This window comes from Ruegeria sp. CDSB136, from assembly GCF_059610965.1.
This window is the reverse complement of record NZ_JBXWOP010000006.1, coordinates 1-11,913: the sequence shown is the minus strand read 5'-3', so window position 1 is coordinate 11,913 and position 11,913 is coordinate 1. Positions and strand designations below refer to the sequence as shown.

Genomic DNA, 11,913 nt, shown 5'->3' with positions numbered 1-11,913 from the left:
TTGCCCACTGTTTGAATGGGTTGAAGCGCAAATTCAAGCCTGCTTGAATGACCTGACCCCGCTTCACGGGTTGTGTTCCATAAACATCGATTCAGACGGGTAAAACGAGTTGATTGATTTTCTGATCATTGGCGGCGGCATCGCCGGTCTGAGCGCGGGCGCACGCCTGTCGCAATTTGGCTCTGTCACCGTGCTGGAAGCAGAAGACGCGCTGGGGTATCACGCTTCGGGTCGGTCGGCTGCCCTGTTCGAAGAAAGCTATGGGCCACCGTCGGTGGTCGCGTTGAACAGGGCCGGTGCGCAGTTCCTGCAATCTGACAACGGCGGTTATCTGACACCTCGGGGGATCATGCTGGTTGCGGCACCCCATCAGGCCGAAGAATTCAGGAAAGATGCCGAAAACCTTAGCGTGGCGCCAATTTCCACGGAAGACGCCTTGGCCCGTGTCCCGATCCTGGACCCGGACACGCTGGCATTCGCGGCAGTTGGTCATGCCGCGTTTGACATCGACACGGACCGGTTGTTGCAGGATTTTGCCCGAACCATACGAAAGAACGGCGGCCAAATTCTGACCAGGCGCAAGGTCAATGCAATCAGCAAACCCCGGCACTGGGAAATAAAGGCAGATCAGGTTTATCAAGCCCGGATGCTGGTCAATGCCGCTGGCGCTTGGGCTGATGAAATCGCGGAACTGGCCGGGATCGCACCGCTCGGCATCACGCCGTATCGCAGATCGATGGCCCGCATTCCTGCGCCGGGCGGATATGACGTGCGCGGCTGGCCCATGATGCTGGGTGCCGGCGACAGCTGGTATGCCAAGCCGGACGCGGGAAACCTTATCGTGTCCCCTAGCGAGGCTGATCCCGTCGCCCCCCACGATGCCTATGCCGATGACATGGTTCTGGCTGAAGGGTTGGCCCGGTATGAAGCGATGGTCACGGAACCCGTCAACCGGGTTTTGGCGAACTGGGCGGGATTGCGCAGCTTTACCCCGGACAGAACTCTGGTTCTGGGGCCTGATCCCGGCGACCCTTCGTTCGTCTGGTCCGTCGGTCAGGGCGGTTACGGGTTTCAAACCGCACCCGCTGCATCACGGCTTGTCGCGGATCTGACAACAGGCGCCGCCCCCGAACTGGATCAGGAAACAGTCGCCGCTGTGAGCCCGGCGAGGTTTTACGCATGACCCCTCGCAAATTGCCCTCGAACGCGAGCGTTGCGACGCCGGAGGACGGCGGAAAATTGGTTGCTCCGGCCGCGAGCCGGAACAGCGGTGTTCTTTGCGACCTGTTGCTTCAATGGGCACCGCGTTCAGGTTCCGCGCTTGAGATTGCCAGCGGCACAGGCCAGCATGTCAGTGCCTTTGCGACCGTCCTGCCCGAAGTCAATTGGCAACCGACCGAAGTTGATCCTGTTCGCCGCGCCAGCATCGACGCCTATACAACGGCTCTGGCCAATGTATCGAAGGCCGCGCATCTGGATGCCACAACCGAAGGCTGGCACAAGCAGTTTGCAGAGCTCGACCTTGTGGTCCTGATCAACCTGCTTCACCTTATCAGTTGGGACGAAACAAAGACGCTTCTGACGGAAATCGCCCGGGCGCTTTGCGTAAATGGGCGTTTTGTCCTTTATGGCCCGTTCAAGCGTTCCGGTATCCTGATCAGCGACGGCGACCAACGCTTTCACGACGCCCTTTTCCAGCAAGATCCTGAAATCGGGTACAAAAACGACGATGACATCGCCGAGTTCCTGGAAGAACAGGGATTGAGTGTTGTCGAAAGAGTGGAGTTGCCTGCAAATAATCTTGCCTTCATAGCGGGTAAACGCGGCAAATGATCAAGATCAAAGTCTGATGGTGATCTCCAATATATTCAGTTTTTGATATATAATGGAGAACATCAATGACCTGGACGACAAAACTGTCTGAAACCCGAAGCGGTTTGCGCAACCTGAATGGGGCGATTCCCGACACGGCGCGCGCCTTCGGCGCGTTGGGAAAGTCCGTCAAAGAAGGCGGTGCGTTAGACTACAAGATCAAGGAATTCATCGCGCTTGGGATGTCGATCGCCGTGCGCTGTGAACCCTGCATCTCATTGCACACAGAAGCCCTTGTGAAAGCCGGGGCTTCACGCGACGAAGTCTCGGACGTGCTTTCAATGGCCATCCAGATGGGCGGTGGACCATCCATGATGTACGCGGCCAAGGCATTGGAATGTTTCGACGAACTTTCCAATAAGTAACAATAAGTTACCCTATAAGCCCAGCGCAAAAGGCGGCGCACTTCAGGTGCACCGCCCGTGGTTCTTACTTAACCGTCCTTGCGGATGGTTTCGTTTTTCGGATCGTAGGGGCTGTCGCAGGTCACGACCGCATCCCACAGCTTGTCCTGAATTTTAACCTGCAGCTTGGTGCCTTCGACCGCCAGCTCGGGCTTCACATAGCCCATGCCGATGGATTTCTCAAAGGCCACCGAATATCCACCCGAGGTCAGACGACCCACGCGCTCACCTTCCGGCGTGTACAGCGCCTCGCGGCCCCACGGGTCGGCATCGTCCGGGCCGTCGATCAGCAGGGTGCAGCATTTCACGCGCACGCCGGTCTCTTCCAGCTTGGCCTTGCCGTAGAAGTCCTTGGACAGGTCGACAAAACGCGGCAGATCGGCTTCCAGCGGGGTTGCATCGCGGCCCAGTTCGGTGCCGAAGGCGCGATAGGATTTCTCCTGACGCAGCCAGTTCTGAGCGCGTGCACCGACCAGCTTCATACCGTGCTTCTCACCAGCTTTTTCCAGCAGGTCGAACAGGTAGTTCTGCATCTCGATCGGGTGGTGCAGTTCCCAGCCCAGCTCACCGGTATAGGCCACACGGATCGCGTTGACCGGGCACATACCCAATTCGATCTGACGGGCCGACAACCACGGGAAGCGCTTGTTGGACAGTGCGGTTTCCGGATCGGCGTCTTTGATGATCTCTTTCAGAACGTCACGCGACTTGGGTCCGGCGATGGCGAAGACGCCCCACTGGGTGGTCACGTCCTGAATCTCGATGTAACCGAACTCCTCCATCTTGTCCTCGGCCGCCTTGCGCAGATAGTCGGCGTCGTACTCGGTCCAGGCACCGGCAGAGACGATGTAGTAGTTATTCTCGCCATTGCGGACGATGGTGTATTCGGTGCGGGTGGTCCCGTGCGAGGTCAGCGCGTAGGTCAGGTTGATACGACCGACCTTGGGCAGCTTGTTGCAGGTGAACCAGTCCAGGAACTGGGTCGCACCGGGGCCTTTGACGACATGCTTGGTGAAGGCCGACGCGTCGATCAGGCCAACGCCTTCGCGGATCGCCTTGGCTTCTTCGACGGCATGTTGCCACCAGCCACCACGGCGGAACGAGCGGTTTTCCTTGTCGAAGTTGTCAGGTGCATCGACGGGGCCGAAATAGTTCGGGCGTTCCCACCCGTTGACCCATCCGAACTGTGCGCCACGTGCTTTCTGCCGATCATAGGCCGGAACGGTACGCAGCGGACGGCAGGCTTCACGCTCTTCATCCGGGTGGTGCAGGATGTAGACGTGCTCATAACACTCTTCGTTCTTGCGCGCCGCGAACTCGGTGGTCATCCAGTTCGACGAATAGCGTTTCGGGTCCAGCGAGGCCATGTCGATCTCAGCTTCGCCATCGACCATCATCTGAGCCAGATAATAGCCGGTGCCGCCCGCGGCGGTGATCCCGAACGAGAAACCTTCGGCCAGCCACATGTTGCGCAGGCCTGGTGCCGGACCAACCAGCGGGTTGCCGTCGGGGGTATAGCAGATCGGGCCGTTGAAGTCGTCCTTCAGGCCGGACTCGGCACAGGACGGCACACGCTCGGCCATTGCCATATACTGATCCGCGATCCGGTCCAGATCCAGCGGGAACAGGTCGGCACGGAAGCTGTCCGGCACGCCATGTTCAAAGCGCGCGGGTGCGCCGTGCTCATAGATACCCAGAATCCAGCCGCCACGCTCTTCACGCGCATAGGATTCGTTGTCCGCGTCGCGCACGACGGGGTGTTCCGGGTTGCCCGCCTCACGCCATTTGACCAGCTCGGGGTCCTTGTCCATGACGATGAAGGTGTGCTCAACCGGGATGGCAGGCATCTTGATGCCCAGCATCTTGGCAGTGCGCTGTGCGTGGTTGCCCGATGCGGTCACGACATGCTCGGCTGTGATCACGACCTTCTCGTCGCTTTCGACAAGGTTGCCACCCTTTTCCACCATTTTGGTGCAGGTGACTTCCCAATGGGTGCCGTTCCAGTGGAACGCGTCGGCCTGCATCTTGCGCACGATATCGACGCCACGCTGACGGGCCCCCTTGGCCATCGCCTGCGTTACGTCCGCAGGGTTAATATAGCCGTCTTCGGTGTGATAGATCGCGCCCTTCAGGTCCGAGGTCTCGATCAGCGGCCAGCGTTCCTTGATCTGCTCGGGTGTCAGCCACTCGTAGGCGACGTCGCAGGTTTCGGCTGTGGACGCATAGAGCATGTATTCATCCATACGCTCTTGCGTCTGCGCCATGCGCAGGTTGCCGACCACGGCAAAACCAGCGTTCAGACCGGTTTCCTCCTCGAGCGTCTTGTAGAAATCGACCGAGTATTTGTGGATGTGAGTTGTCGCATAAGACATGTTGAACAGCGGCAGCAGACCGGCGGCATGCCATGTCGATCCGGACGTCAATTCGTCCCGCTCGATCAGCATCACATCGTCCCAGCCCGCCTTGGCCAGATGATACGCTATCGAGGTGCCGACGGCGCCGCCGCCAACAACCAGTGCTTTGACTTGGGTTTTCATGTGCCCGCTCTCCGGAGTGAATCTGTTTGGCATGGTTTATGACGAATGGCGCATCTGATCGCAAAGTCCATCCGACGCAAAAACGGACAAAACCGACCTTAGTGCACGAACAACAGAAGTTCGGTCAGCTGAAGATCGTTGAATTTGAGTATTTGGGAAAAGATGAAGCGGCAGGGCCGCTCACAATATCTTGCCCGGGTTCATGATATTGTCCGGATCCAAAGCAGATTTGATTGCGGCCATGTAATCCAACGCGGCCCCAAGCTCTCGATGAAGGTAGGGTCGCTTGCCTTGCCCGATGCCATGTTCACCCGTGCAAGTTCCGTCCATTGAAATGGCCAGATCATTCAGCCAACCGACGAATTGTTCGGCATTGGACACCTCGGCTGTATTGTCCATGTCGATCAACAACAGAGTGTGGAAGTTGCCGTCCCCGACATGCCCCACCATCGGCGCGACCAGGCCCAGCTCGGCCGCTTTGGCCTGCGTGGCAGTCACACATTCGGAGAGACGCGAGATCGGGACGCAGACATCGGTCGAAATACCACTTGTGCCGGGTCGCAACTGCAGACACGCCCAGTACATGTCGTGGCGGGCCTGCCAAAGCCTGTTACGTTCTTCCGTGGTCGAGGTTGCGGCGAAATCGGTACCGCCAAACTCATCCGCGATGTGTCCGAAGGTTTCGGCCTGTTCGATGGCACCGGATTCGGACCCGTGAAACTCGAGCAACAAGAGCGGTGTTTCAGGGAGAGCCAGGCCGGAATAGGCATTGGCCGCCTTGACCGACAACTCGTCCAGCAATTCGATCCGGGCCACGGGGATGCCGTATTGGATCGTCATCATGACGGCCTGACAGGCCGCATCGACGGAGGGAAAGGAACACCGGGCTGAACTGATCGCCTCGGGGATGCCCTGAAGGCGCAGCGTCAGTTCGGTGATGATGCCCAAGGTGCCCTCGGCCCCGATCAGCAGTCGGGTCAGGTCATATCCGGCCGAGGATTTTTTGGCCCTGTGGCCAGTGCGAATGATCCGCCCATCCGGCATCACGGCCTCGAGGCTGAGTATATTGTCCTTCATCGTGCCGTAGCGGACGGCATTTGTGCCTGACGCGCGGGTCGCAGCCATCCCGCCCAGCGAGGCATTCGCCCCCGGGTCGATGGGAAAAAACAGGCCCTGATCCCGCAGATACGTATTCAGATCCTCACGCGTGACACCGGGTTGCACAAGACAGTCCAGATCACCGGCATTGACTGCCAGTATCTTGTTCATCTGGCTCAGATCAACGCAAACCCCACCTGCGGGCGCGTTCACGTGCCCTTCCAGCGAAGTGCCGGTTCCAAATGCAATCACCGGCACTTTGTGAAGGGCACAGGTGCTGACGATACCCGAGACTTCTGCGGTTGAGTGTGGAAAGACCACCGCGTCCGGCGGCTGGTTTTCTATCCAGGTCGTCGTATGCCCATGCTGCTCGCGGATGGCATCACCCGTTTGCAGCCGGTCCCCGAATGTCTGTTTCAGGATACCGATTGCGGTTGCAATCCCGTCCTCATTCCGGGGCAAAGCGTTTGCCTGCACCATGGTCTTTCCTTTCTGCCGCCCGGCTATTCACCCAGCGCGATACCTTCACGACGCGGGTCTGCGCCACCGCTCAGAACCTCTCCGATTTCGATGGCATGCAGGCCCGAGGTCAGATCCCGGGCATTCACTTCGAAACCCAGCTCGGTCAGGGCATCCAGGAAACCTTCTGCACCGGTGCCCAACTCGACATCATATGTCCCAAAGCGGTTGACCAGATGCGGCAGGGAAACGGCCTGCTGCACATCCATGCCCCAATCGGCCCAGGCGATGATCGATTTGGCGACATACCCGATGATGCGGCTGCCGCCGGGTGAACCTATGGCCAGCACCGGAGCACCGTCCTGCATGACGATGGTCGGGCTCATCGACGAGCGGGGGCGTTTGCCGGGTTCAAGCCGGTTGGCAATCGGGACGCCGTCCTTGTGCGTTCGGAACGAGAAATCCGTCAGTTCATTGTTCAGCAGGAAGCCGTTTGTCATCAGCCGCGAGCCAAAGCCGTTTTCGATTGTCGTCGTCATCGACAGCACATTCCCATACCGGTCAACGATCGAGATATGCGACGTCGACGGCAGCTCCAGAGAAATATCATCCGCCAGGTTCAGGGCGTGGTCGAACTCGGGCTTGCCGGGTGTTGCCTCGGTCAGGGTGCCTTCCTGGTTCAGCAGCGAACCGCGCTGGGAAAGATAGTCCGGGTCCACCAGACCGGCGGTCGGCACCGGGACGAAATCGCTGTCAGCCATGTAGCGACCGCGATCGGCAAATGCCAGTCTTGAGGCGTCACCGATCAATCGCCACGCTTCGGGGTTTTCCGGTCCCAGACCAGCCAGATCGTAGCCGTCCAGCATTCCCAGAATTTGCCCGACCGTCAGGGCACCTGATGATGGCGGGCCCATGCCGCAGACCTCATAGGCCCGGTAGGCCGCGCAAACCGGCGCGCGCTCGACCACCTGATAGAGCGCGAGGTCGACCCCGGACAACACACCCGGATTGCCCGGCGCCGAGCGAACTGTGTTCACGATGCCCGCAGCAATATCGCCACCGTAAAACCCGGCTGAGCCTTCACTTGCCAAAGTGCGAAGCGTTTCGGCATATGCCGGATTTGTCAGCCGCTGCCCCTGTTCCAAAGGTGCCCCACCGGGCAGGAAATATTCGGCCGTAGCAGGAAAACGCGCCAGACGCTCGGCGTCGTTCGCGACCAAAGCCGCCAGTCGAGGCGACACCAGAAATCCGTCATCGGCCAGCGCGATGCCGTCCTTGAACAACGAGGGCCATGAGCTGCGCCCCCAGCGCCGATGCGCTTCTTCGAGCAAGGCAGGCGTACCGGGCGTTCCCACAGAAAGGCCACCGACAACGGCATCGAAGAACTTCAGCGGCTCTCCGTTTTCGTCCTGAAACAGCGTGGGTCTTGCCGCGAGCGGTGCAGTTTCACGCCCGTCCAGCGTGGTCAGCTGACCGCTGGCCGCATCGTACCAGACCAGAAAGGCGCCACCGCCCAGACCTGACGATTGCGGCTCGACCAATCCCAGAACAACCTGAACGGCAACCATCGCGTCCGCCGCCGTGCCCCCGTCGCGCAGCACCCGCGCGCCCGCCTCGACCGCAAGCGGGTTGGCGGCGGCCACCATCCAGTCTTGCGCTTCAACCGGGGCCCCAGCCATCTTCGCTTCAAGCGCTGCGATCACCTCAGCGGTCAGCGCCTGCGCCTCACCTTCGGTCGCCGCCTCGGGCGACACCGCGTCCGCAGTTTCCTGAGCGAATACCGAAGTGGTCGAGACAGCCACAGACAGAAGCAGTCCTGAAATCATTCCACGTTTCATAGTGTCCTCTCAATCTAATAATGATGAAATACACGATCGCCCCGGCATTTCCGACCGGGGCGTCATTTTGTCAAAGCATTGATGGCACCACCTGATCCGGTGGGCGATGCCCGTCCTCGAAAGTTTTGATATTGATGATAACCTTCTCGCCCATCTCAATCCGCCCCTCCAGCGTGGCGGACCCCATGTGCGGCAACAGGACAACGTTGGGCAGTTGCCTCAGGCGCGGGTTGACGTCGGTACCGTGTTCGTAGACATCCAACCCTGCCCCCGCGATTTCGCCTGACCGGATCATGCGGGTCAGCGCATTTTCATCGACCACTTCACCCCGCGACGTGTTCACAAGAACGGCCGACGGTTTCATCAGCTTCAGACGACGTGCGTTCATCAGATGAAAACTTGACGGGGTCGACGGGCAGTTGACCGAGATGACATCCATCCGCGATACCATCTGGTCCAGGCTCTCCCAATAGGTCGCTTCAAGTTCTTCTTCGATCTCGGGGCGCAGCCTGCGGCGGTTGTGGTAATGCACCTGCATTCCGAACGCGGCGGCACGGCGCGCGACAGCCTGACCGATCCGGCCCATGCCGAGGATGCCAAGCCGGCGACCGCCGATCCGCCCTCCAAGGAATGCCGTGGGCGCCCATCCCGTCCAATCGCCCTTTTGCATGATCGCCAGCCCCTCGGGGATACGGCGTGTGACGGCCAATATCAGCGCCATTGTCATATCCGCGGTATCATCGGTCAGAACACCGGGTGTGTTCGAGACCAGTATCCCACGCTGCCGCGCGGTCGCGACATCGATATTGTCGACGCCGGCGCCATAATTCGCGATTAGCCGCAGGTTTTCACCCGCCTGCCCCAGCAGTCCGCCGTCAATGGTATCCGTGACCGTCGGGACAAGGACATCCGCCTCTTTCACGGCCGCGACAAGCTCGTCGCGGGTCATGGGTGTATCATCGTCCCGCAGGCGCACATCAAACAGCTCGCTCAATCGGGTTTCCACTGCCTCTGGCAACCGTCGCGTAACGACAACACTCAGACGTTCTCTTGGCACTTTCGCCCTCCCACTGCTTTGCAAACGTGCGCGCGCCATGTCATCGTGGCGCAGGATAAGGCGGGGCACAAGAACCCCACGGCCATTGAGTCGACCTTTTTTCGAAACCCGTTGAACAGGTATAAGAGCAGGCATTCGGTGAGTGGTTTTCTATCGGTAAAACGCCCGGTTCTGGCGATCCTGTCTGTATTTCTGATCGTGTTCGGCACATTGGCGGCCAGCGCGCAGGACAAACGCGGCCCCGTCACCAACCTACCGTTGCCACGTTATGTGTCGATGAAAGCCGCTGAAGGGAATGTGCGCCGCGGGCCATCGCTGACCCATCGAATCGATTGGGTGTTCAAACGGCGCGGGATGCCGTTGCAGATCACTGCCGAATACGGAAACTGGCGCAAGGTTCAGGATCGCGACGGCGCCGGAGGTTGGGTCCACTACGCCCTGTTGTCAGGCGTACGGACCGTTCTGATCGAAAGCGACATGCTGCCGGTCTATTCCAGTCCCGACCCTGCCTCACAGGTCAGCGCTCATTTCGAAGCGGGCGTCGTGGCCCGCCTTGGAACCTGCACGGTTGACTGGTGCCGCGTCTCAGCCGGTGGCTATCGCGGCTGGACGCTGAAAGGTAACCTGTGGGGCGTTGATCCTGCAGAAATCCGGGAATAGCCCTTTCGCCGGCGTCTATTCCGGGTCGCCAACGCCGCGAGCGCCAAGCTCCTGATCCAGCATCAAAAGGTGCCAGCGATCACCGTTGGCGGCCTTTGCCTTGTCCAGCACCTGACCTATCAGATCCTCTTCCTCGATCTGCTCGTCCAGAAACCAGTTCAACATGTTCTGGGTGCTGAACTCCCTGACTTCCTGCGCCAGTTCGAACAACGCATTGATCTGACCTGTTACAGTCTTCTCCTGCGCCAGCGCTGCTTCCAACACATCAACCGGCGAGCCAAAATCCACCTTGGGTTTGGCAATCCCGTCAATCTCTATCCGCCCCCCGCGCTTGGCCAGAAACTCGAAGATACGCATAGCGTGTGCGTTTTCCTCTGCCGACTGGCTTTTGAACCACTGTGCAAAGCCCGGCAGATCCTGGGATTCGAAATAAGCGGCCATCGCAAGATAGGAATACGAGGCGTGAAGCTCATTGTTGATCTGACGGTTCAGGGCGTCTGAAACTTTGGAATTCAATTGCATTTCTGAGCCTCCTTGGCACGTGTCTTGCGGATGTCCGAAAGCTAATCCCTGAAATCCCCATTTTCAATGCGATTTCCATTTTTTATTATTTATTTCATTATCTTAATTGACACTTTTCGCAACTGGAATTCAATTGCAGCTGGCCTGCGGCAAAACAAGGAATCCGCCGTACCTGTCGCTCCCAATCCTTTACTGGGGCTGGCAATTCACGCCGTCCCGGCTACTGTTGCGGCGAGACAAGAAGGGATGACCATGAAAGCCGTCACTTATCGCGCCTTTGGTTCCGCAGGCGACGTTCTGAAAGTACAGGATGTGCCCTCGACCCCTCCGGGGGTCGGAGAAGTCACAGTTGATCTGGCGTTTTCAGGTGCCAATCCTTCGGATGTCAAAGCCCGCGCCGGAAGCAGACCCGGCGTGACCAAGCCGCCATTCCCAGTGATCATCCCGCACAGCGACGGGTCGGGGGTTGTCGCGGCGGTTGGCGAGGGAGTCCCAACCTCAAGGATCGGTCAACGCGTCTGGCTCTGGAACGGCCAGTGGCAGCGGCCGTTTGGCACAGCCGCCACTAAGATCACGCTGCCGGCCGAGCAAGCCGTGCCACTGCCCGATTCCGTGTCTTTCGAAACCGGATCCGTATTGGGCATTCCGGGCCTGACAGCATGCCACGCCGTATTCTCCGGCGGAGACATCGCAGGGCAAAGCCTGCTGGTTCACGGCGGCGCTGGCACGGTCGGCCATCTGGCCGTTCAACTGGCAAAGTGGGGCGGCGCCGATGTCATCGCCACGTCCGGTCCGGGCAGTTTCGAAAGGGTTTTGCAGGCCGGAGCAGCTGCGGTTCTGGACTACAATGCCCCGGACCTCGCGGATCAAATTCTGCAAGCCAACAACGGGCGCCCGATCGCCCGAATCGTCGATGTCGAATTTGGCCGGAACGTCGAGACGAACACGGCAGTCATCGCTGAAAACGGACGGATCAACACTTTTGGGTCCGCCAAGGAAATGCTTCCCGTTCTGCCCTTCTACCCCCTGATGTTCAAAGCGGTCACGCTGGAGACCATCCTGGTTTACCTATTACCCATGGCCGCCCGTTCTGCAGCAATCGAAAAACTCCATGCCGCACTTGAGGCAGGTGCCTTAAATTGCCCAATCCAACAGGTATTTTCTATGGACGAGTGCCCGGCGGCGCACGAATTGGTCGCGGCCGGACATCGCGCCGGGGCGGTCTTGATTGAAACAAAATAAAGGCTTGAAAAAATTTCTGGGGCAACCGAGATTTTTGCAGGAAAGCCCTTGAACACCGCCACCAACAATCGTAGATAGCCGCTCACCGTTGGGGTGTAGCCAAGTGGTAAGGCAGCGGTTTTTGGTACCGTGTATCGTAGGTTCGAATCCTACCACCCCAGCCAGTCTTTCAAGACATCGATACTTCGACACCCGTGGCACCCGTTTGCTACGGAAAATGCCCC

General features: G+C 59.2%; 10 protein-coding genes and 1 tRNA gene. 6 read left to right on the top strand and 5 right to left on the bottom strand.

Going from position 1 to position 11,913, the window contains the following annotated elements:
• Nucleotides 1-109: 109 nt before the first annotated feature.
• The 3 genes from AC2FIR_RS08020 (at nt 110) to AC2FIR_RS08010 (ending at nt 2,237) form a co-directional block, all read left to right on the top strand.
• Nucleotides 110-1,183 carry an NAD(P)/FAD-dependent oxidoreductase gene (locus AC2FIR_RS08020; RefSeq protein WP_496747645.1) on the top strand — a complete coding sequence of 358 codons (1,074 nt, stop codon included), beginning with the start codon at nt 110-112 and terminating at the stop codon, nt 1,181-1,183.
• Nucleotides 1,180-1,833 carry a DUF938 domain-containing protein gene (locus tag AC2FIR_RS08015; protein ID WP_496747646.1) on the top strand — a complete coding sequence of 218 codons (654 nt, stop codon included), beginning with the start codon at nt 1,180-1,182 and terminating at the stop codon, nt 1,831-1,833. Before AC2FIR_RS08020 ends, AC2FIR_RS08015 begins: the two co-directional genes overlap by 4 nt.
• Before the next feature lie 65 nt (nt 1,834-1,898).
• A complete protein-coding gene (locus AC2FIR_RS08010) occupies nt 1,899-2,237 on the top strand; it encodes a carboxymuconolactone decarboxylase family protein (protein WP_170614858.1) in 339 nt (112 codons plus the stop codon).
• A gap of 68 nt (nt 2,238-2,305) precedes the next feature.
• Here the strand turns inward: AC2FIR_RS08010 and AC2FIR_RS08005 are convergent, their stop codons facing one another.
• The 4 genes from AC2FIR_RS08005 to AC2FIR_RS07990 form a co-directional block, all read right to left on the bottom strand.
• Nucleotides 2,306-4,813 (bottom strand): FAD-dependent oxidoreductase, encoded by a 2,508-nt coding sequence (locus AC2FIR_RS08005; protein WP_321254659.1) that lies wholly within the window; start codon nt 4,811-4,813, stop codon nt 2,306-2,308.
• Nucleotides 4,814-4,993: 180 nt separating this feature from the next.
• Complete coding sequence (locus AC2FIR_RS08000; protein WP_496747648.1) at nt 4,994-6,391, bottom strand: FAD-binding oxidoreductase; 1,398 nt, start codon at nt 6,389-6,391, stop codon at nt 4,994-4,996.
• Nucleotides 6,392-6,414: 23 nt separating this feature from the next.
• Nucleotides 6,415-8,208: a gamma-glutamyltransferase gene (ggt, locus tag AC2FIR_RS07995; RefSeq protein WP_496747650.1), complete on the bottom strand. Its 1,794-nt coding sequence runs from the start codon at nt 8,206-8,208 to the stop codon at nt 6,415-6,417.
• 70 nt (nt 8,209-8,278) lie between these two features.
• Nucleotides 8,279-9,265, bottom strand: coding sequence for a 2-hydroxyacid dehydrogenase (locus AC2FIR_RS07990; protein WP_170614862.1), 987 nt, complete (start codon nt 9,263-9,265; stop codon nt 8,279-8,281).
• A 138-nt stretch (nt 9,266-9,403) separates the two neighbouring features.
• Between AC2FIR_RS07990 and AC2FIR_RS07985 the strand changes: the two genes are divergently transcribed.
• On the top strand, nt 9,404-9,925 hold the full coding sequence (locus AC2FIR_RS07985) for an SH3 domain-containing protein (protein WP_170614863.1): 522 nt from the start codon (nt 9,404-9,406) through the stop codon (nt 9,923-9,925).
• Nucleotides 9,926-9,940: 15 nt separating this feature from the next.
• On the opposite strand, the gene AC2FIR_RS07980 is transcribed toward AC2FIR_RS07985, so the two are convergent.
• Nucleotides 9,941-10,447 (bottom strand): ferritin, encoded by a 507-nt coding sequence (locus tag AC2FIR_RS07980; protein WP_496747651.1) that lies wholly within the window; start codon nt 10,445-10,447, stop codon nt 9,941-9,943.
• A gap of 252 nt (nt 10,448-10,699) precedes the next feature.
• On the opposite strand from AC2FIR_RS07980, the gene AC2FIR_RS07975 reads away from it, so the two are divergent.
• A complete protein-coding gene (locus AC2FIR_RS07975) occupies nt 10,700-11,689 on the top strand; it encodes an NADPH:quinone reductase (protein WP_496747653.1) in 990 nt (329 codons plus the stop codon).
• Nucleotides 11,690-11,778: 89 nt separating this feature from the next.
• Nucleotides 11,779-11,853 (top strand) — tRNA-Gln (locus AC2FIR_RS07970).
• Nucleotides 11,854-11,913 lie beyond the last annotated feature (60 nt).